20 protein-coding genes are annotated in these 21,093 nt (G+C 60.5%); 14 read left to right on the top strand and 6 right to left on the bottom strand.

Features of this window, described 5'->3' with window-relative positions; genetic code table 11:
- Positions 1-59 precede the first annotated feature (59 nt).
- Positions 60-830: a basic amino acid ABC transporter substrate-binding protein gene (locus EKL15_RS21080; protein WP_039568898.1), complete on the bottom strand. Its 771-nt coding sequence runs from the start codon at positions 828-830 to the stop codon at positions 60-62.
- A 403-nt stretch (positions 831-1,233) separates the two neighbouring features.
- Between EKL15_RS21080 and ftsB the strand changes: the two genes are divergently transcribed.
- The 8 genes from ftsB to rpoS all read left to right on the top strand — a co-directional run bounded on the left by ftsB (position 1,234) and on the right by rpoS (position 7,539).
- Positions 1,234-1,554: a cell division protein FtsB gene (gene ftsB, locus EKL15_RS21085; RefSeq protein ID WP_016929043.1), complete on the top strand. Its 321-nt coding sequence runs from the start codon at positions 1,234-1,236 to the stop codon at positions 1,552-1,554.
- A 3-nt stretch (positions 1,555-1,557) separates the two neighbouring features.
- Entirely contained in the window at positions 1,558-2,265 is a 708-nt protein-coding gene (ispD, locus tag EKL15_RS21090; protein WP_060422529.1) for a 2-C-methyl-D-erythritol 4-phosphate cytidylyltransferase, read from the top strand.
- A gap of 10 nt (positions 2,266-2,275) precedes the next feature.
- Positions 2,276-2,749, top strand: a complete 474-nt coding sequence (gene ispF / locus EKL15_RS21095; protein ID WP_004932594.1) for a 2-C-methyl-D-erythritol 2,4-cyclodiphosphate synthase — start codon at positions 2,276-2,278, stop codon at positions 2,747-2,749.
- Between the two features lie 4 nt (positions 2,750-2,753).
- A complete protein-coding gene (truD, locus tag EKL15_RS21100) occupies positions 2,754-3,800 on the top strand; it encodes a tRNA pseudouridine(13) synthase TruD (protein WP_060440754.1) in 1,047 nt (348 codons plus the stop codon).
- Positions 3,781-4,542, top strand: a complete 762-nt coding sequence (gene surE / locus EKL15_RS21105; protein ID WP_084826836.1) for a 5'/3'-nucleotidase SurE — start codon at positions 3,781-3,783, stop codon at positions 4,540-4,542. Before truD ends, surE begins: the two co-directional genes overlap by 20 nt.
- On the top strand, positions 4,536-5,162 hold the full coding sequence (locus EKL15_RS21110; RefSeq protein WP_047728898.1) for a protein-L-isoaspartate(D-aspartate) O-methyltransferase: 627 nt from the start codon (positions 4,536-4,538) through the stop codon (positions 5,160-5,162). The genes surE and EKL15_RS21110 overlap by 7 nt, the downstream gene beginning before the upstream one ends.
- A gap of 325 nt (positions 5,163-5,487) precedes the next feature.
- Positions 5,488-6,486, top strand: coding sequence for a murein hydrolase activator NlpD (gene nlpD / locus EKL15_RS21115; RefSeq protein ID WP_038871876.1), 999 nt, complete (start codon positions 5,488-5,490; stop codon positions 6,484-6,486).
- Between the two features lie 54 nt (positions 6,487-6,540).
- Entirely contained in the window at positions 6,541-7,539 is a 999-nt protein-coding gene (rpoS, locus tag EKL15_RS21120) for an RNA polymerase sigma factor RpoS (RefSeq protein WP_004932578.1), read from the top strand.
- 79 nt (positions 7,540-7,618) lie between these two features.
- Here the strand turns inward: rpoS and mutS are convergent, their stop codons facing one another.
- From mutS to EKL15_RS21140, 4 genes are all read right to left on the bottom strand, one after another.
- Positions 7,619-10,174, bottom strand: coding sequence for a DNA mismatch repair protein MutS (gene mutS / locus EKL15_RS21125; RefSeq protein WP_060425333.1), 2,556 nt, complete (start codon positions 10,172-10,174; stop codon positions 7,619-7,621).
- Positions 10,175-10,483: 309 nt separating this feature from the next.
- Positions 10,484-11,476 (bottom strand): hypothetical protein, encoded by a 993-nt coding sequence (locus EKL15_RS21130; RefSeq protein WP_238423744.1) that lies wholly within the window; start codon positions 11,474-11,476, stop codon positions 10,484-10,486.
- Positions 11,477-11,505: 29 nt separating this feature from the next.
- Positions 11,506-12,477, bottom strand: a complete 972-nt coding sequence (locus tag EKL15_RS21135) for an aldo/keto reductase (protein WP_100396065.1) — start codon at positions 12,475-12,477, stop codon at positions 11,506-11,508.
- 12 nt (positions 12,478-12,489) lie between these two features.
- Positions 12,490-13,290 carry an SDR family NAD(P)-dependent oxidoreductase gene (locus EKL15_RS21140; protein ID WP_049200335.1) on the bottom strand — a complete coding sequence of 267 codons (801 nt, stop codon included), beginning with the start codon at positions 13,288-13,290 and terminating at the stop codon, positions 12,490-12,492.
- A 106-nt stretch (positions 13,291-13,396) separates the two neighbouring features.
- On the opposite strand from EKL15_RS21140, the gene EKL15_RS21145 reads away from it, so the two are divergent.
- From EKL15_RS21145 to chbG, 6 genes are all read left to right on the top strand, one after another.
- Complete coding sequence (locus EKL15_RS21145; protein WP_100396066.1) at positions 13,397-14,290, top strand: LysR family transcriptional regulator; 894 nt, start codon at positions 13,397-13,399, stop codon at positions 14,288-14,290.
- Between the two features lie 418 nt (positions 14,291-14,708).
- Positions 14,709-15,026 (top strand): PTS sugar transporter subunit IIB, encoded by a 318-nt coding sequence (locus EKL15_RS21150; protein ID WP_033641898.1) that lies wholly within the window; start codon positions 14,709-14,711, stop codon positions 15,024-15,026.
- Between the two features lie 12 nt (positions 15,027-15,038).
- The gene (gene chbC / locus EKL15_RS21155; protein ID WP_049200339.1) at positions 15,039-16,400 is read left to right on the top strand and encodes a PTS N,N'-diacetylchitobiose transporter subunit IIC; all 1,362 of its coding nucleotides are present in this window, start codon (positions 15,039-15,041) and stop codon (positions 16,398-16,400) included.
- A gap of 43 nt (positions 16,401-16,443) precedes the next feature.
- Positions 16,444-17,829: a glycoside hydrolase family 1 protein gene (locus EKL15_RS21160; RefSeq protein WP_100396067.1), complete on the top strand. Its 1,386-nt coding sequence runs from the start codon at positions 16,444-16,446 to the stop codon at positions 17,827-17,829.
- Between the two features lie 15 nt (positions 17,830-17,844).
- On the top strand, positions 17,845-18,693 hold the full coding sequence (chbR, locus tag EKL15_RS21165) for a transcriptional regulator ChbR (RefSeq protein WP_060425318.1): 849 nt from the start codon (positions 17,845-17,847) through the stop codon (positions 18,691-18,693).
- 148 nt (positions 18,694-18,841) lie between these two features.
- Entirely contained in the window at positions 18,842-19,603 is a 762-nt protein-coding gene (gene chbG, locus EKL15_RS21170) for a chitin disaccharide deacetylase (protein WP_049200344.1), read from the top strand.
- A 9-nt stretch (positions 19,604-19,612) separates the two neighbouring features.
- Here the strand turns inward: chbG and EKL15_RS21175 are convergent, their stop codons facing one another.
- Positions 19,613-20,992 carry an MFS transporter gene (locus EKL15_RS21175; RefSeq protein ID WP_049200345.1) on the bottom strand — a complete coding sequence of 460 codons (1,380 nt, stop codon included), beginning with the start codon at positions 20,990-20,992 and terminating at the stop codon, positions 19,613-19,615.
- Positions 20,993-21,093 lie beyond the last annotated feature (101 nt).

Consider the following 21,093-nt stretch of genomic DNA (forward strand, 5'->3'; position numbering starts at 1 on the left):
TTCTTGGTAGGCTGAAACGGGGGGGCGCCGACGGCCTGGCGGGCGCCGGCGACAGGGTATTATTCCGCCGGCAGCGTCGGTACGTTGCTGTCGAACCAGGTTTGGTAAATCTTGGCGTAGGTGCCGTCGGCGACGATTTTCTTCAGGCCGGCGTTGATCTTGTTGCGCAGCTCATCGTTGCCTTTGGCGACGGCGATGCCGAAATACTGGCGCTCGAACTTGGCGTCGGGTACCAGCTTGAAGGCTTTCTCAGGGTGGGTTTTGATATAGAACTTGGCCACGCCGACGTCGCCGACCGCCGCGCCGATGCCGTCTTCATACAGCTCCTGCAGCATCAGCGGGGTATTGTCGAAGCGCTTGATGGCGGTGCTGTTTTTGCCCAGCACGTCGGACACCACGATGTCGCCGGTGCTGGAGTTCACCACACCGACCTTCAGCGCTTTCAGCGCGGCGATGGAGTCTACCGTCGAGTCCTGCGGCACCACGATAGCCTGCTCGGCCGGGAAGTAAGGCGCCGAGAAATCAACCATTTGTTTGCGCTTGTCGGTGATGGTGATGCCGGAAATGATGATGTCTCGATCGCCGGAATTCAACGTGGCGAAGATCCCCTCCCACGGTGTATTGATCAGTTTGATTTGGAAGCCTTCGGCCTTGGCCACCGCTTTGATGATGTCGATGTCGAAACCTTCCAGCTGTTTTTGGCTGTTTTCAAATTCGAACGGCCGATAGGTGCCGCCGGAACCGACGACGTAGGTAGGTTCAGCCGCCAACGCGGCGGTGGAGAAGGTGGCGGCCAGGCAGGCGCCGATCAGAACTAAACGTTTTAACATCGCGATCCCCGATAATGAAAGGTTATATATTGGAATTATTTATGCACTAGTAGTGCATAAAAATAAGCTTCAATGAATGAAAGTACAACCCCTGCATAAGGATTATTCTTTCTATGGTGGTAAATATTCACTTTTTGCGTTGCGGCGGAGTAAGCGATGGGGTAGAAAGCGGCGGTGCAGTGGTTCTTGCTGCATAATGGGTGAAGGGCAGTGTGTACCTCATTGGAAAACGCGTCGTGCGCATCCGGTGTAAGGGGCTTTTTTTGCCGCTTTCGCCGCGGAATTGGGCGATAAACTCGGGAACCCTTCATCCGTATTCTGAATTTGGCGTTGAAATGCCGCTCTCAGTGTGGAGTCCAACGAAAAGTTGTGGGATGATTGGTCGGTTTTTCAGGGGGCGGAGATGGGAAAACTTACGCTGCTATTGCTGGCATTGCTCGGTTGGTTACAGTATTCACTGTGGCTGGGCAAAAATGGTATTCACGATTACGTGCGAGTCAATGAAGACGTTGCGGTCCAACAGGGCAACAACGCCAAGTTGAAAGCGCGTAACGATCAGCTGTTTGCCGAAATCGATGATTTGAACGGCGGTCAGGAAGCGATCGAAGAGCGAGCGCGTAATGAGCTGGGCATGATCAAGCCCGGTGAGACTTTCTATCGTCTGGTTCCTGACCAATCCAGACGCAACGCGGCGTCTTCCTCGCAAAATAACGCACAAAAATAACGCATGAATCACTCCGCAGGCACCTTTCCCTCGGTGATTGCCGTCCTGCCCGCTGCCGGTATCGGCAGCCGCATGCAGGCGGAATGCCCGAAGCAATATTTAACCATCGGCCGGCACAGCATCGTCGAGCACGCCATCCACGCCCTGTTGCGTCATCCGCGCATTGAGCGGGTGATCGTGGCGATCGGCCCCGAAGATCGCCAGTTCGAACAGTTGCCGATCGCCCAGGATCCGCGGGTGATCGTCACCGAGGGCGGCAGGCAGCGCGCCGATTCGGTGATGGCCGGGCTGAAGCTGGCGGGCGATGCGGACTGGGTACTGGTGCACGACGCTGCACGCCCCTGCCTGCACGCCGACGATCTCGAGCGCCTGCTGGCGATCACCGCACACAGCAAGGTCGGCGGCATTCTCGCCGCCCCGGTGCGCGACACCATGAAACGCGCCGAACCCGGCCGCGAAACCATCGCCCACACCGTCGAACGCCAGGATCTGTGGCACGCGCTGACGCCGCAGCTGTTTCCGCTGCCGCTGCTCAAGCAGTGCCTGCAGCGCGCGCTGGATGAAGGTGCGAACGTCACCGACGAAGCCTCGGCGCTGGAGCATTGCGGTTATCATCCGCAGCTGATCGCCGGCCGGGCGGACAACATTAAAGTAACGCGGCCGGAGGATTTGGCGCTGGCGGCGTTTTATTTGACTCAGTTGGACAATTAAGGAGCGCATCATGCGTATCGGTCACGGTTTTGACGTACATAAATTCGGCGGCGAAGGCCCGCTGGTGATCGGTGGCGTTCGCATCCCTTACGACAAAGGTTTGCTGGCCCACTCCGACGGCGACGTCGCGCTGCATGCCGCGACCGACGCCCTGCTGGGCGCGGCGGCGCTGGGCGATATCGGCAAGCTGTTCCCCGATACCGATCCGGCGTTCAAAGGCGCCGACAGCCGCGAACTGCTGCGCGAAGCCTGGAAACGCATCCGCGCCAAAGGATACCGCCTCGGCAACCTCGATATCACCATTATCGCTCAGGCGCCGAAAATGGCGCCGCACATCCCGCAGATGCGCGTCTTCCTGGCGGAAGATCTGCAGTGCCATATGGATGACGTCAACGTGAAGGCCACCACCACCGAGCAGCTCGGTTTCACCGGGCGCGGCGAGGGTATCGCCTGCGAAGCGGTCGCCTTGCTGATCAAGGAATAACCGCATGGATATGGCGAATCTGACCTGGCTGCATGGCCGGCCGCAGAGCACCGGGGTGTTGAAAGCCAATCCGGAAGATTTCGTGGTGGTGGAAGACCTGGGCTTTGCACCGGACGGTGAAGGCGAGCACGTACTGGTGAACATCCGTAAAAACGGCTGCAATACCCAGTTCGTGGCCGATTACCTGGCGCGCTTCGCCGGTATTCACGCCCGTTCCGTCAGCTATGCCGGCTTGAAGGATCGCCACGCGGTGACCGAGCAGTGGTTCTGCCTGCATATGCCGGGTAAGGACACGCCGGATTTCTCTCGGTTTACGCTGGAAGGCTGCGAGGTGCTCTCGTACGCCCGCCACCTGCGTAAAATGCGCATCGGCAACCTGAAGGGCAACCACTTTACGTTGGTGCTGCGCCAGATTTCCGACCGGCAGGACGTGGAACGCCGCCTGCAGGCCATCGCCGCGCAGGGCGTGCCGAACTACTTCGGCAGCCAGCGTTTCGGCCGCGGCGGCAACAACCTGGTGATGGCGCGCCGCTGGGCGAATGACGAAATTCGCGTCAAAGAGCGCAGCAAGCGTAGTTTCTACCTGTCCGCCAGCCGCAGCGCGCTGTTTAATCTGGTCGCGAGCAGGCGCCTGGCCGACGACCTGCAGCGCACCGTGCTGGAAGGTGACGCCCTGCAGCTGAGCGGCCGCGGCAGCTGGTTTGTCGCCAAAGCCGATGAGCTGGAGACGCTGCAACAGCGCCTGGATGCCGGCGAGCTGGTTGTCACCGCGACGTTGCCGGGCGACGGCGAGCCGGGTACTGCCGGCGATGCGTTGGCATTTGAACAACAATGCTTGGCGGAGCAGCCGGAATTGCTTACGCTTTTAAAGCGCGAGCGTGTCGAACCCGCTCGTCGGGCCCTGCTGTTACAGCCGCAAAATATGCTGTGGAACTGGTGGGATGACGTTACCGTGGAACTGCGCTTCTGGCTGCCGGCAGGCAGCTTCGCCACCAGCGTAGTTCGCGAGATCATGCAGCAGGATGACAGTGATGCGGATATTGCTGAGTAACGATGACGGCGTCAGCGCTCCGGGCATTCAGGTGCTGGCGGCGGCGCTGCGGGAATTCGCCGAGGTGCAGGTCGTGGCACCGGATCGTAACCGCAGCGGCTCTTCCAATGCGCTGACGCTGGAATCGCCGCTGCGCACGCAGACGCTGGCCAACGGCGATATTGCGGTGCTGCAGGGGACGCCGACCGACTGTGTCTACCTTGGCGTCAACGCACTGATGCATCCGGCACCGGATATCGTGGTCTCCGGCATCAACGCCGGGCCGAATTTGGGCGACGATGTCATCTATTCCGGCACCGTCGCAGCGGCGATGGAGGGCCGGCATTTGGGGCTGCCCGCATTGGCGGTGTCGTTGAACGGCCACCAGCACTATGCGACTGCCGCCGTCATTACCTGCCGTATCCTGCGCGCGTTGCGGCGAGAGCCGTTGCGTACCGGAAAAATCCTGAATATCAACGTACCGGATCTGCCCCTGGCGGAGATTAGAGGCCTGCGCGTTACCCGCTGCGGCAGCCGCCATCCCGCCGACAAGGTGTTCTGCCAGCAGGATCCGCGCGGACAAAATCTCTACTGGATCGGGCCGCCTGGTGATAAATTTGATGTCGGGCCGGATACCGACTTTGCGGCGGTGGAACAAGGCTATGTGGCGATCACGCCGCTGCAGGTGGATTTGACCGCCTACGCGGCGCAGGAAGTCGTGAAAACATGGTTAACCAAGGCAGAGGTTAGCGGGGAATGGTGAACAAGCGTATGCAAACATTGCTGACGCAGCTGCGGCAGCAGGGGATCCGGGACGAAAAGCTGCTGCGGGCGATCGAAGCGGTGCCGCGTGAGCGTTTTGTCGACGAAGCGCTGGATCATAAGGCCTACGAAAACACCGCGCTGCCGATCGGCTCCGGCCAGACCATTTCCCAGCCTTATATGGTGGCGCGGATGACCGAGCTGCTGAATTTGAAGCCCACTTCACGGGTGCTGGAGATCGGCACCGGTTCCGGTTATCAGACCGCTATCCTGGCACATCTGGTGCAACACGTTTGTTCCGTCGAGCGCATCAAGGGGCTGCAGTGGCAGGCCAAGCGCCGCCTGAAGCAGCTCGATCTTCATAATGTTTCCACCCGCCACGGCGACGGCTGGCAGGGCTGGGCATCGCGCGGTCCGTTCGATGCGATCATCGTCACCGCCGCACCGCCGGAGATCCCGCAGGCGCTGGTGGAACAATTGGACGACGGCGGCATTTTGGTGCTGCCGGTGGGCGAGCAGGCCCAAACCCTCAAACGCATTCAACGCCATGGCAACGAGTTCGTTGTCGATGCGGTGGAAGCGGTGCGTTTTGTCCCGCTGGTGAAAGGCGAATTGGCCTAGCGATTGTCTGATTTTTCGACCGTCTGCAAAATCTGTTGCACTTTCATCACGTCCGGATAAGGTTTTCTCGTTCCAATCAGGCTAATTTTCACTAGAATTGGCCTTTCTACGTAGTTGTCTTATGGTGCGGCAACGCCAATGTGGTTAGCATTGGCGCGCGTTTTGATGCTCCGGCGGGAGATGACCTGGCGTTCAGGGATCGGCCGGCGGCGCCTTTACATCGCAGGGACTGGGAAGTGGCAAAAGCTCGGCTACGATGTAAAGGGTATTTTGGATATATCACTGATATTGCTGTCATGGGGGAAGCATGAGCACGGGAAGCCCAATGATTACGTTACGCCGGGTAGCGGTGTGTACGATGGTAAGTTTGTGGTTGGCGGGTTGTACGAACAATGCCTCGACGTCGGCCCCTATCAGCAGCGTGGGTGGCGGCGGTGCCGTTCCATCCGGCAATAATAATGGCGGGGCGCAGCAGGTCAGCCCCGAGGGCCGCATTGTCTATAACCGCAGTTATAACGCTATCCCTAAAGGGAGCTACAGCGGCGGTGAAACCTATACGGTCAAGCGCGGCGACACGCTGTTTTATATCGCCTGGATCACCGGCAACGATTTCCGCGACCTGGCGCAGCGCAACAATATTCCCGAGCCATACAGCCTGAATGTTGGCCAAACCATTCAGCTTGGTAATGGTTCTGCCAACGGCGGCGGCGGCATGCTGGCGACGACAGATGCAACCAAAGGCGGCGTTCCGAAGCCACCTTCCAGCTCCCAGATCCAGACGGCAACGGTTGATTCTCAATCAACTAACGCGTATTCTGAAAACTCGGGTAAACAGAATGTAGGTAAGATGTTACCTGCAGCAGGTGCCGCAGCGGTTGGGACCGCGACTGCGCCTGTTACCGCACCGGAAGCCGCTCCACCCGTGAGCAGCACCGTCAGCAACAGTTCTCCGGTCAGTACCTGGAGATGGCCGACTGACGGTAAGATTATTGATAACTTTTCCTCATCAGAAGGTGGGAATAAGGGCGTCGATATCGCCGGTTCCCGTGGGCAGCCTATCTTCGCTACCGCCGATGGCCGCGTAGTGTATGCCGGCAACGCTTTACGGGGTTACGGTAATCTAATCATCATCAAACACAATGATGATTACCTGAGCGCCTACGCTCATAACGACACAATGCTGGTCCGGGAACAACAAGAAGTGAAGGCGGGTCAAAAAATAGCCACCATGGGTAGCACCGGTACCAGTTCAGTACGTTTGCATTTTGAAATTCGTTACAAGGGGAAATCCGTAAACCCGCTGCGTTATCTTCCGCAGCGATAGATTGGGCAGAATACGCTGAGATTCTGCTCGCGGTATCACGGGTAGGAGCAGCATATGAGCCAAAATACGCTGAAAGTTAACGAGTTACATGATGATGCGGATTTCGACGAGAATGGAGCTGAGGCTGAGTCGTTTGATGAAAAAGCGCTGGTAGAAGAAGAGACCAGCGAGAACGATTTAGCGGAAGAAGAGCTGTTGTCTCAAGGCGTTACGCAACGCGTATTAGATGCGACGCAGCTCTATCTGGGTGAGATCGGTTATTCACCTCTGCTGACCGCAGAGGAAGAAGTCTATTTTGCGCGGCGTGCTCTGCGCGGTGACGTGCCGTCCCGCCGCCGCATGATTGAAAGCAACCTGCGGCTGGTGGTGAAAATCGCCCGCCGCTACAGCAACCGCGGTCTGGCGCTGCTGGATCTGATCGAAGAGGGTAACCTCGGTCTGATTCGCGCAGTGGAAAAATTCGACCCGGAACGCGGTTTCCGCTTCTCCACTTACGCAACCTGGTGGATTCGTCAGACGATTGAACGGGCGATCATGAACCAAACACGTACCATTCGTTTGCCTATCCATATCGTCAAAGAACTGAATGTCTATCTGCGCACCGCGCGCGAGCTTTCCCACAAGCTGGATCATGAACCGAGCGCTGAAGAGATTGCCGAGCAACTCGACAAGCCGGTGGATGACGTCAGCCGCATGCTGCGTCTGAATGAGCGCATCACCTCGGTGGATACGCCGCTGGGCGGGGATTCGGAGAAAGCGCTGCTGGACATTCTGGCCGACGAGAAGGACAACGGGCCTGAAGACACCACGCAAGACGACGATATGAAGCAAAGCATCGTCAAATGGTTGTTCGAACTGAACGCCAAACAGCGTGAAGTGTTGGCGCGCCGTTTCGGCCTGCTGGGCTATGAAGCGGCGACGCTGGAAGACGTAGGCCGGGAGATTGGCCTGACGCGTGAGCGCGTCCGTCAGATTCAGGTTGAAGGCCTGCGCCGTCTGCGTGAGATTCTGCAGATGCAGGGCCTGAGCATTGAGGCGCTGTTCCGCGAATAACGCCGATTGTTGAACCGCATCAAATAAAAACGGTGAGCATGATGCTCACCGTTTTTTTATGCCCGCGTTTGGCACCAGACTACACCATATTTTTCAGCCGGTAGATCCATTCCAGCGCCTGGCGTGGCGACAGGGAATCCGGATCCAGCGCCTCCAGGGCTTCTACCGCCGGCGAGGTCTCTTCCTGCAGCAGCGTCATCTGGGTGGCATCGACGCTGCCCGAGGCGGTGTGGCTGGAGATAGACTCCAGCTCGCGCAGCTTCTGACGGGCGCGCTTGATGACGTCGCGCGGCACGCCGGCCAGCGCGGCGACCGCCAGGCCATAGCTTTTGCTGGCAGCCCCGTCCTGCACGCTGTGCATGAAGGCGATGGTATCGCCATGTTCGAGCGCGTCCAGATGCACGTTGACCACGCCTTCCATTTTCTCCGGTAGCGTCGTCAGCTCGAAGTAGTGGGTGGCGAACAGCGTCATCGCCTTGATGCGGTTGGCCAGGTTCTCGGCGCAGGCCCAGGCCAGCGACAGGCCGTCGTAAGTGGAGGTGCCGCGGCCGATTTCATCCATCAACACCAGGCTGTGCTCGGTGGCGTTGTGCAGAATGTTGGCGGTTTCGGTCATCTCCACCATGAAGGTAGAGCGGCCGGAAGCCAGATCGTCCGCCGCGCCGACGCGGGTGAAGATGCGATCCACCGGGCCGATGGTGGCCTTGGTGGCCGGCACGTAACTGCCGATGTGCGCCATCAGCACGATCAGCGCCGTTTGCCGCATATAAGTGCTTTTACCGCCCATGTTCGGGCCGGTGATGATCAGCATGCGGCGCTGTGGCGACAGGGTGAGCGGGTTGGAGATAAACGGCTCACTCAGCACCTGCTCTACCACCGGGTGGCGGCCTTCGGTAATGCGGATCCCCGGCTGTTCACTCATGGTTGGGCAAGCGTAGTTCAGGGTATCGGCGCGCTCGGCCAGGTTGGCCAGCACGTCCAGCTCGGCCAGTGCGGCGGCGCTTTGCTGCAGTTCCGCCAGGTGCGGCAGCAGCAGATCAAACAGCTCGTCGTACAGGCTTTTCTCGATCGCCAGCGCCTTACCCTTGGAGGTGAGCACTTTGTCTTCGTACTCTTTCAATTCCGGGATGATGTAGCGCTCGGCGTTTTTCAGCGTCTGGCGGCGCACATAGTGGATCGGCACCAGGTGGCTTTGGCCACGACTGACCTGAATGTAGTAGCCGTGTACGCCGTTAAAACCGACCTTGAGCGTATCCAGCCCCAGTTTTTCACGCTCGCGGATCTCCAGCCGATCGAGGTAGTCGCTGGCGCCGTCGGCCAGTGCGCGCCACTCGTCCAGTTCGCTGTTGTACCCGGGGGCGATCACGCCGCCGTCGCGCACCAGCACCGGCGGCGATTCAATGACCGCGCGTTCCAGCAGCTCACGCAGCTCGTCGAACTGGCCCACCTGTGACAGCAGCTGCTGCACGTGCGGGGTGTCCACGTCTTGCAGCAGCGCGCGGATGTCCGGCAGTTGCTGGAAAGCATGGCGCATGCGCGCCAGATCGCGCGGCCGCGCGGTGCGCAGCGCCAGACGCGCCAAAATTCGCTCCTGATCGCCCACCTGGCGCAGAGAAGGCTGCAGATCGGTGAACAGGTCCTGCAATGCGCCGATCGCCTGTTGGCGGGCGGTGAGAACCTTGATATCGCGGGTCGGCATGTGCAGCCAGCGTTTCAGCATACGGCTGCCCATCGGCGTGACAGTGCGATCGAGGATCGCCGCCAGCGTGTTGTCGCTGCCGCCGGACAGGCTTTGCGTCAGCTCCAGATTGCGGCGGGTCGCGGCGTCCATGATGATGCCGTCCTGCTGGCGCTCCATGGTGAGGCCGCGAATGTGCGGCAGTGAAGTGCGCTGGGTATCTTTGACGTACTGCAGCAGGCAGCCGGCGGCGCGTAGCGCCTGGTGCGCCTGCTCGACGCCAAAGCCGGTCAGATCGCGGGTGCCGAACTGCAGGTTGAGCTGCTGGCGTGCGGTCTCCAGTTCGAATTCCCACAGTGGGCGGCGGCGCAGGCCGTGGCGCTGTTCTATAAGCGCCATTTGTTCGAAGGTTTCCGGGTAGAGCAGCTCGGCCGGATTGGTGCGCTGCAGCTCGGCAGCCATGGTTTCCAGATCCTGCGGCTCGGCGACGCGGAAGCGGCCGGAGCTGACGTCCAGGGTGGCGTAGCCGAAACCGCGCGCGTCCTGCCAGATCGCCGCCAGCAGGTTGTCCTGACGCTCTTGCAGCAGCGCTTCGTCGGTGATGGTGCCGGGGGTGACGATACGCACCACTTTGCGTTCGACCGGCCCTTTGCTGGTGGCCGGATCGCCGATCTGCTCGCAGATGGCGACGGACTCGCCGAGCTGCACCAGCTTGGCCAGGTAGTTCTCCACCGCGTGGTGCGGCACGCCGGCCATCGGGATCGGTTCACCCGCCGAGGCGCCGCGTTTGGTCAGCGAGATATCCAGCAGTTGGGAAGCGCGCTTGGCGTCGTCGTAAAACAGCTCGTAGAAGTCGCCCATGCGGTAGAACAGCAGGATTTCAGGATGCTGGGCCTTGAGGCGCAGGTACTGCTGCATCATTGGCGTGTGCGAATCGAGTTTATCGGTGCTATTCATGCGATTATTTTTCCAATCCATTGAATGTAAAGGTCACTGTGATTTTCATTGTCATCATTCGCTATCACATTGTTTCAGCAGGCGCCGCCCCCTTTAGCGCTTGCCGGGCGGCGCAAATCAAATCATCAAAACGCCAGACGGCGCGCTCAAACCCGAGGTTTGCACAGACGCTTATACTAGCCTAGCGGGCAATCGGCTGTCACAGGTAAAAATGGGAAGCGCTGCGCAAGGCCGGTTTGTAACGCAGCGAGATTGTTGTTCGCCTGCGGGCAACAACGCAAGTCGCCGCCCGCAGTGGTGGTGGAAAGGTTATTGCGCGGCGGTGAGAGGCAAAGGCAGTTGATAGAGGCGGAAGCTGTCGGGCACTTCGGTTTCATGGCCGGGCAGCAGGCGGTGGCGGATGCGCGATTCGCTGACGAAGGCGCAGCCTTGTGGCGTGATAGTCAGGTTGACCGGCGATTCCATGCCTTCGCGCAAGATCTCAATCCGGTGCATGCCTGCCGCCTTGGGGGAAGGGATTCGCAGGATCCGCCCCTGGCCGCTCTGGATCCCGTTTTCCAGCACGATCAGCGCGCCGTCCGGTGCCAACCCCATCCCGTCCGGGTTTTTGATGAGGCGCGGCAGCTGCATTTCCGTCAGCTGCGGCTTTGGATCGTTATAGCTGAGGGCGTAGAGCTTACCGGTGCCGAAATTGGCGACTGCCATCAGCCGGTCGTCGAGCAGCACGATCCCGGCGGCCCCCAACCCGCTGGGAGCCGCCAATTGCGGATCCCGATACAGCGTACTGAAGGTCGTTTCGCCCGGCCGCAGGCGCAGGATGCCGCCGCCGCGGGTTTCCGTCACGTACACCGTGCCGTCTGCGCCGAGCACGATATCGTTGCCCATTTCCCCCGCCGGCAGCGCCAGGCTGCGGTTGAGGGTGCCATCCGCGACGTTCAGCGCATAGATGCGGTTGGCGCGCGTTTTGCCGCCGGAGAGAAAGTCCGGCGAGTTCCCCCACAGCAGCCCGCGCCGTTCGTCCAGCCGCAGCGCGTTTGAGGCGAACACCGTGTCAGCGCCGGGGAAGAAGGTTTCCCACGCCTGACCCGGCCGTTTGCGCAGCACGTTGCCGCTGGTGATCAGCCCGACATACAGCGTACCGTCCGCCGCGCGGGCGATGCCGTTGGGGTAACGTGCGCCGGGCGGCAGCGTTATGCTGCTTTCCGTGCAGTCTGCGCTGACGGCGGCCTGCGCCGGCGCGCTAAGGGTGAATGCGGCAGCGAGGGTGAACAACGCCGCTCGCGCGGTAACAGCGTATGACATGTTTCTCTCCGGGAATGAGGGAAAAGGGGCTACCAGCGCTCGGGGCGGGCAGCGTGTGCCATTGGCGCCTCCAGCGCGGCCACGTCTTCCGGCGATAGCCTGAGGTCGAGCGCCGCCAGCGCATCCTGCAGATGGTGTGGCTTGGACATGCCCACCAGCGGCGACGCTACGCCGGGTTTGGCCAACAGCCAGGCCAGCGCGATCTGCGCCGGTGGAACGCCGTGCACGGCCGCCACCTCCGCTACGGCAGCGACGGTGCATTCCACCTCGTTTCTGCCGCCGTACCAACGGGGCGCCTGTTCGTCGGTGGCGGCGCGCAGCGTGCCGCCACTGGCGGAGCCGGCCAACACGCCGCGGGCCAGCGGTGACCAGGGCGTCAGGCCAAGACCTTCCTCCAGGCACAGCGGGATCAATTCTTCTTCGTCTTCACGCGTTACCAGGTTGTATTGGCTTTGCAACGAAATAAACGGCGCCAAGCGGTGCTGACGTTGAAAGGCCAGCATTTTCATCAGGCGCCAGGCGTGCAGTGAAGACGCGCCGAGATAGCGGATCTTGCCCGCCCGCACCAGGCCGTCGAGGGTGTCGACAGTTTCTTCGATCGGCGTTTCGGTGTCGAAGCGGTGCAGGACGAACAAATCGAGGTAATCCGTTCCCAGCCGCTGCAAGGAGGCATCGACGCTGTGCAGCAGGTGCTTGCGCGACAGCCCGCGGCTGTTCGGCTGCGCGTCCATCGGAAAGTAGGCTTTGGTGGCGATCACCACGTCTTCACGACGGGCGAACGCCTTCAGCGCGCGGCCGAGAATGCGCTCGCTTTCTCCGCCGGAGTAAATGTTGGCGGTATCGAAAAAATTGATGCCCGCCTCCAGCGCCTCGCGGATAAAGGGGCGCGCTTGCTCTTCTTTCAGCACCCAGGGCCGCCAGGCCGGATCGCCGTAGGTCATGCCGCCCAGACAAAGGCGGGACACCTGCAGGCCGCTGTCGCCAAGCCGAACGTAGTTCATGGCGTCGCCCCCTCAACGCATGCCGGCGATGGTGTAACCGCCGTCCACCAGCAGGCTTTGGCCGGTGATGAAGCGGGCTTCGTCCGTCGCCAGCCACAGCGCCACATCGCCGATGTCTTCCGATTCGCCCAGGCGGCCGGCGGGCGTGTGGGCGATAAAGGGCGCGAACGCCGCGCTGTCAGCCACGCTGCCGCGCGCCATCGGCGTGTCGATGATGCCGGGGTTGATGTTGTTGACGCGGATGCCCTGGCCGCTGTATTCGAGCGCCACCGCGCGGATCATCGCATCGAGCGCGCCTTTGCTGGCGGAATAGCTGGATGAGCCGGCGAGCGCGCCGTGGGTCAGCCAGGAGGAGGTGTTAACGATCACGCCGCCTGAATGTTGCGCCAGGAAGGTTTCAATCTCGTATTTCATCGCCAGCCAGACGCCACGGAGGTTAATGGCGATCACGCGGTCAAAATCCTCGCTGCTCTGTTCGGTGATGGGGGCGAAGTTGCCGATGATGCCGGCGTTGTTGAAGGCGACGTCGAGCCGGCCGTAGTGGGCGGTCACCGTGGCGAGCAGCCTGCGGATGTCGTTTTCCTGGGAGACGTCGGCCACGATGGGCAGGGCGTCGCCGCCGGCGAGCGCGATGTCGCGCGCCGTGGCTTCGATTTCCGCCGCACGCCGGCCGGCCAGCGCCACTTTTGCGCCTTCGCGGGCATAGGCCAGCGCGGCTGCGCGGCCGATACCGGTGCCGCCGCCGCTCACCAGCACGACTTTGTCAGCCAGACGGCGCGGCGTTTCATGAGTTGGGGCTGTAGTATTAATCATCGCATCGATACCTGGTAATGGGTTCGATCGCAATGCTATGTTGTTAGATGACGGATAACTATCCGCTAAAAATTCATCTCACTATTAGATAATTTATATTAATAGCATGAAGAAACCCGAACTGTCCGGCCTGGCGGCCTTCGTGGCTATCGCCAGTGAACGCAGCTTCCGCCGCGCCGCCGCCCGACTGGGCGTGACGCCGCCGACGTTGACCCACACCCTGCGCGAACTGGAAGCGCAGGTGGGCATTCGCCTGCTGAACCGCACCACCCGCAACGTCTCGCCGACGGAGGCCGGTGAGCATCTGTTGGCGCAGCTGATGCCGGCCTTTACCGATATCGACGCCGCGCTGGAGAGCCTGAATGTGTTTCGCGAAGGGCCACGCGGCCTGGTGCGCATCAACGCGCCGCGTTCGGCGATCGATCTCGCCATCGTACCGCATCTGGGGCGGTTGGCCAGCGAGTACCCCGGCATTACGCTGGAGGTAGTGGCGGACGAAGGGTTTGCCAACATCGTCGAGCAAGGCTTTGACGCCGGTATTCGGCTCGGCGAGGATCTGCACAACGATATGCGTGCGGTGCGCCTGACGCCGGATCTGCGTTTTGCCATCGTCGCCACGCCGGACTATTTTCAACGGCACGGCGAACCGACGCATCCACAGGATTTGCTGCAGCACCGCTGCATCGGTTGGCGCAAGGCCTCTTCGGGCGAGCGCTACAAATGGGCATTTCAGCAGGGCGAGCAGCGATTTTCCGTGGCGGTCAACAGCCCGCTTATCGTGGATGACGCCAGGCTGTTGCTGCAGGCGGCGTTGGCGCACGTCGGCATCGCTTTCGCCATCGAACAGGAGGTGGAAGAACACCTCGCGAGCGGGCGGCTGCGGCGGGTGTTGGCCGACTGGTGCGCGCCGTTTCCCGGTTTTTACCTCTATTATCCCAACCGCAGGAATCATTCCGTGGCGCTGACCACAGTGATCGAGTTGCTGCGTCTGCCCACCTAATCTTCTTTACCGGCCATCGCGTTCGGATGGCAAGTAAGCGAATCAAGCTTGAACTATTTTTATTCCCCCTTCGTTTGTTCGGGCGCAAATAATCCCTTAAATTCCCGGCGAGTTTATAACTGGCTGTTTATAATTGCTATTTGAGTATTTATTGCGAATATTCCGAGTTTTTATCGGTTATTTGAGAGCCCGGTCACACTATTTTTTTATGTGAAATGTGAAGAGGGTCAAGCCAGTAGGTCAAGGAGAGACGGTTATTATCCTAGCTGGCTTACCGATCCGTTTTTCATGCTCCGTATACTGTCTGCAACCAGGGCAACGTGACGGAAATTTTCATAAGGAATGTGCGTGAAGCAATCGTGATTGCATCTGGCATACAAATAACACGGGGTTTTTTTGATTATCTGAGGTGCTTGGTATGGAAAAGAAAAAAATCTATCTGTTTTGTTCTGCCGGTATGTCCACTTCCCTGTTGGTATCAAAAATGAAGGCGCAGGCCGAGAAATACGAAGTACCGGTGATCATCGCCGCCTATCCGGAGGCGCTGGCCGCGGAGAAAGGCATTGAAGCGGATCTGATCCTGCTGGGGCCGCAGATCGCCTACACCTTGCCGGAAGTGCAAAAACAGCTGCCCAACAAACCTGTTGAAGTCATCGATCCGCTGCTGTACGGCAAGGTCGATGGGCTGGGGGTGCTGAAGGCCGCGGTGGCCGCCATCAAGAAAGCCAATCAATAACAGGAGGCCGCCGTGAATACCCTCATTGCCTCGCTCGAGAAGGTTATCCTGCCTTTCGCCGTAAAAATCGGTAAGCAGCCCCACGTTAACGCCATCAAGAACGGCTTTATCCGCCTGATGCCGCTGACCTTGACCGGGGCGATGTTCGTGTTGATCAACAACGTGTTCCTGAGCTTCGGCGAAGGATCGTTCTTCTATTCGCTGGGCGTGCGCCTGGATGCCTCCACCATCGAGACGCTGAACGGGCTGAAGAGCATCGGCGGCAGCGTTTACAACGGCACGCTGGGGATCATGTCCCTGATGACGCCGTTCTTTATCAGCATGGCGTTGGCCGAAGAGCGCAAGGTCGATCCGCTGGCTTCGGCACTGCTGGCGGTGGCGGCCTTTATGACCGTCACGCCGTTTAACGTCGGCGAGGCCTATGCGGTGGGCGCCAACTGGCTGGGCGGCGCCAACATCATTTCCGGTATGGTGATCGGGCTGGTGGTGGCCGAGATGTTCGCTTTCATCGTGCGGCGCAACTGGGTGATCAGCCTGCCGGACAGCGTGCCGGCTTCGGTGTCGCGCTCCTTCTCGGCGCTGATCCCCGGTTTCATCATCCTCTCCATCATGGGGCTGGTGGCGTTCGCGCTGGCGCACTGGGGCACCAACTTCCACCAGATCATCATGGACGGCATTTCGGCGCCGCTGGCCAAGATGGGCAGCGTGGTGGGCTGGGTGTACGTGCTGTTCTCTTCGCTGCTGTGGTTCTTTGGGGTGCACGGCTCCATGGCGCTGGCGGCGCTGGACAGCGGCATCATGACGCCGTTCGCGCTGGAAAACGTGGAGCTGTACAACAAATACGGTTCGGTCGAAGCGGCGGTGGCCGCCGGCAAAGAGTTCCATATGTGGGCGAAGCCGTTTGTCGACTCCTACATCTACCTCGGCGGCACCGGCTCGACGCTGGGCCTGATCATCGCCATCTTCATCGCCTCGCGCCGCGAAGATTACCGCCAGGTCGCCAAGCTGGCGACGCCGTCCGGCATCTTCCAGATCAACGAACCGATTCTGTTCGGCCTGCCGGTGATCATGAACCCGGTGATGTTCATTCCGTTCATCCTGGTGCAGCCGGTACTGACCATCATCACCTCGCTGGCTTATTACTCCGGGCTGATCCCGCCTATCACCAACATCGCGCCCTGGACCATGCCGGTCGGCCTGGGGGCGTTCTTCAACACCAACGGCAGCATCATGGCCCTGTTGCTGAGCCTGTTCAACCTGGCGGTCGCCACCGTGATTTATCTGCCGTTCGTGGCGATCTCCAACAAGGCGCAGAGCCAGATCGACGCGGCGACGGAAAGCGAAGAAGACATCGCCAAGGCGCTGAAATTCTAACAGTGGAACGGGGCGGCGTGGCCGCCCCGCGAGGGACGCGAGTATGGAATATCAATTTGCCGACGGGTTCTGGTGGGGCAGCGCCACCTCCGCGCCGCAGTCTGAAGGGGCGGCCGCACGGGACGGCAAGAGCCGCAACATCTTCGACTATTGGTTCGAGATCGCGCCCGAGCGCTTTCACGATCGGGTGGGGCCGGGCGAGGCCTCAACCTTTTACGACCATTTCCGTACCGATATCGGGCTGCTCAAAACGCTGGGCCACAATACCTTTAGAACGTCGATCTCGTGGTCGCGGCTGATCCCGGACGGCGACGGCGAAGTGAACCCGCAGGCGGTGGCTTTCTATAACGCGATGATCGACGAGCTGCTGGTGCAGGGCATCACCCCGTTTATCAATCTCTACCACTTCGATATGCCGCTGTGCATGCAGCAGCGCGGCGGCTGGGAAAGCCGGGCGGTGGTCGAAGCCTATGCGCGTTACGCCGATACCTGTTTCGGTCTGTTTGGCGATCGGGTCACCCACTGGTTCACCTTCAACGAGCCGATCGTGCCGGTGGAGGCCGGCTACCTGAATGACCTGCACTACCCTTGTGTAGTGGACTTCAAACGGGCGGTCACCGTGGCGTATCACAGCGTACTGGCGCATGCCATGGCGGTGCAGCGTTTCAGAGCGCGGGAGCTGCCGGGGAATATCGGCATTATTTTGAACCTGAGCCCGACCTATCCGCGTTCCGATGCGCTGGAGGATCGGCAGGCCGCGCACGATGCCGATCTGCTGCTCAACCGCAGTTTCCTCGATCCGGTCGCCAAAGGGCGTTATCCGGCGGCGTTGCTGCAGCTGCTGGAGCGGCATGGGCTGATGCCCCACTGCGAGCCGCAGGATGCGCAGCTGATTGAAGACGGCGTGGTGGACATCCTCGGCGTCAACTATTACCAACCGCGCAGGGTGCAGGCGAAAGAGGGGCGCCGTGCCGAGGGGCCGATCGCATCGCCGGAGGATTTGTTCAGTTACTATGCAATGCCGGGCCGCAAAATCAATCCGCACCGCGGCTGGGAGATCTACGAAAAGGGGCTGTACGACATCCTGATGGATCTGAAAGAGAACTACGGCAATCTGCCTTGTTATATTTCGGAAAACGGCATGGGCGTTGAAGGCGAAGAGGCGTTTATCGGCGTCGATGGGCGGGTGGAGGACGATTACCGCATCGACTTTATTCGCGAGCACCTGAAATGGCTGCACCGCGCGCTGGCGGAAGGCTCGCAGTGCAAAGGCTATCATCTGTGGACCTTTATCGACTGCTGGTCCTGGCTGAACGCCTACAAGAATCGTTATGGGCTGGTGCGGCTGGATCGGGCGGATCAGCGCCGTACCATAAAGAAAAGCGGCTACTGGTTTGCCGAGGCGGCCAGACGCAACGGATTTGACTAACGGGAGGCCGGCGCCGTGTCCGACAACCGAATTTCGCTGAGTGCGAACGACGTGAAGCTGATTCGCGAGCAGGATTTTTTTAACTGCAAAGATTTTCACCTGTTTATCTACAACAAGGTGGAAAGCGCCACCGGGCTGCATCAGCACGACTATTACGAGTTCACCATCGTGCTGAGCGGCAAGTGCTATCAGGAGATCAACGGCAAGCGGGTGCTGCTGGAACGCGGGGATTTCGTCTTTATCCCTATCGGCTCCTATCACCAGAGCTTTTACGAGTTCGGCGCGACGAAAATCTTCAACGTGGCGGTCAGCAAAGCGTTCTTTGAAGAGCACTATTTGCAGCAGCTGCCGCGCTGCTTCGTCGCCTCGCAGGCCTACAGCCTGAGGAGCGAGTTTTTGGCCTATATCGAATCGGTGGTGAGTTCGCCGCAGTTTCGCGAGGATGATTTCGCCGAATTTCTCGAAACGCTGACTTTCTATGTGATCAGCCGCATTCGTCACTATAAGGAAGAAAACGACGGCGGCGATGATATCCCGCAGTGGCTGAAGAACACCCTGGCCGGCATGCATGACAAGGCGATGTTCGGCGAAAGGGCGTTGGCGAACATGGTGGCGCTGTCGGGGAAGACCCAGGAGTATCTGACCCGGGCGATGCGGCGTTACTACCATAAGACGCCGATGCAGGTAATCAATGAGATCCGCATCAATTTCGCCAAGACGCAGCTGGAGGTCACCAACTCTTCGGTTTCCGATATCGCCTTTGATTCCGGCTATGGCGATGTCAGCCTGTTCATTAAAAACTTCAAGCGGCTCACCGACGTGACCCCAGGCAACTACCGAAAAAAGTGTTACGGCCCTCTTTAGGGCCGCTCCCGATCAGTATCAACGCCGATATGCCGATGAGCTTCAGGCCGCCGGCCGGTTAATCATTCGATTTTTACCTTAGCGAAGGGGAATGCCGCGTCGGTCGGTCGGGCTTTCCTTGCCAAAAATCCATCTCGCGGGAGCCACTATGGAAAAACTACTGATCGTGAATGCCGATGACTTCGGCCTGAGTAAGGGGCAAAACTACGGCGTCATCGAGGCGTATCAGCATGGCGTGGTTTCCTCTACCACGGCGATGGTGAACGGCGGCGGCGCCCAGCACGCGGCGGCGCTCAGCCGGCAATATCCGGGATTGCCGATCGGGCTGCATTTCGTTTTGACTCATGGCAAGCCGCTGGGCGCCATGCCTTCGCTGGTCAACGAGCATGGCGAACTGGGGAAATGGCTGTGGCGCCGCGCCGAGGCCGGCGAGCTGCAGCTGGACGAGATTCAGGAGGAACTGCAGCGCCAGTTCGCGCGGTTTGTGACGCTGTTCGGCAGGCCGCCGACGCACATCGACAGCCACCACCATGTGCATATGCAGCCGCAGATTTACCCGCTGGTGGAGGCGTTTGCGCAGGCACAGGGTCTGCCGCTGCGCCTCGATCGCGAAGAGGCGAAACGGCGCGATATTACGTTGCAGACACCCTGTAGCACCGACGCGTTTGACGCGGGATTCTACGGCGAGACGATTTCCGAAGCCTTGTTTTTACAGAGGCTGGCGTGCGCCGACGAGCAGGGCGTAGAGTCATTGGAAATGATGTGCCACCCGGCGTTCCTCGACGCGACGATCCTGCAGAGCAAATACTGTCATCCGCGCCTCGTCGAGCTGGATGTGTTGACCGCGCCGACGCTGAAAGCGGCGATCGCCGAACGCGGTTTTATGCTGGGCTCCTTCCAGGATCTGTAGCGCCGCCGTTTACAGCATAGCGTGCGCCTTTTTCAGGCCGGTATCCTCTTGCGGATCGGCCCCCTGAGGCAGGGGCTCCGCCTCCTGTTCCTCGGGCTGCGGCTCGTCGACATCGGGCGCCGCTTCCGGCGGCGGCATGGTGTCGTGAATGATCTGCTCATCGAAGGTCGGATTGAGCGCCGGCGACAGCGGCGAGCTGGCGAGGCTGTCCGGCAGCGGAATATGCGGCACCGGTGCGTCCTGCGCCAGCTGAGGTTCCTCCGCTTTCGCCGTGCGGCTGAGGGCTGCCAGCAGCACGCCGCACAGGGCGAAGAAGGCGTACAGGATATTACCGCCAAGCGGTTCGATCAGCGCGCCGACCGCCAAGGGCCCGATGCTGGCGCCGACGCCGAACGCCATCAGCAGGCAGGCGGCCAGTGAGACGCGGCGCTCCGGCTCAATCAGATCGTTGGCCAGCGCCACTACCAACGGGTAAAGCGTAAACTGCAGCATGCTGACGACAAAGCCCACCGCCAGCAGCAGCGGGAAGTCGATGTGCGGCAGCAGCGCCAGCGGCAGCGCCGCCACGATCAGGAAAATAGCGTTGAGTCGCATCAGCAACGGGCGGCTATAGCGATCTGACAGCCAGCTGAGTGGGAACTGCGCCACCAGCCCGGCGAAGATGGCCAGTGCCATGAACAGGCCGGTTTGTTGAGTGGTTAAGGACTGCAGGCTGGCATAGACCGGCGCCAGCCCGTAAAACGAGCCCACCACCATGCCGATCACCAACGTGGTGGCCAGCACCTTGGGAATGGCGCCGACAAAGTAGCGCAGCTCCATCGGCGCCGGCGACATGTGGCGCGCATTGGTGCGGGTGGTGAGGGCGATGGGCACCAGACAGAGCGCGAAGCACAGCGCGATCACCAGCAGCGTGGTGATGCCCAGGTTGCTTTGCAGCATCAGCACGATCTGGCCCAGCGACATGCCGAGATAGGTCGCCGCCATATAGAAGCCGAACACCATGCCGCGCTGGTTGGATTCCGCCTGGTCGTTCAGCCAGCTTTCCAGCACCATGTACTGACACATCATGCACAGCCCGATCACCAGGCGCAGGGCGACCCAGGCGGGAATGAACTCCGTTAGGCCGTGCCCCAGCACCGCAGCGGTAATGATGCCGGCGCAGGCCACGTAGGCGCGGATATGCCCGACGCGGGCGATGAGAAAGTGGCCGACCTTGCCACCGATCACCAACCCGATGTAGTTGGCGGCGATGATGGCGCCGATCAGCGCGCTGCTGACGTGGATGGAGGCCAGCCGCAGCGAGACGTAGGTGGTGAGCAGGCCCGAGCCCAACAGCAGCAGCAGGGTGGTGGTGTACAACGGCAAGAATACGCCCAACGTTTTTTTCACGCTATCATCCTAATCTCTTCTGGTGCGCCCTGAGGCCGCCGCCGCAGCGTGCCGCCTCCGTGATGTTCCTTGTGCTGGTGCGCCGCCGCTCGCTGGGGCGC

The organism is Serratia sp. 4542, assembly GCF_016805595.1.
Lineage (GTDB): Bacteria > Pseudomonadota > Gammaproteobacteria > Enterobacterales > Enterobacteriaceae > Serratia > Serratia nevei.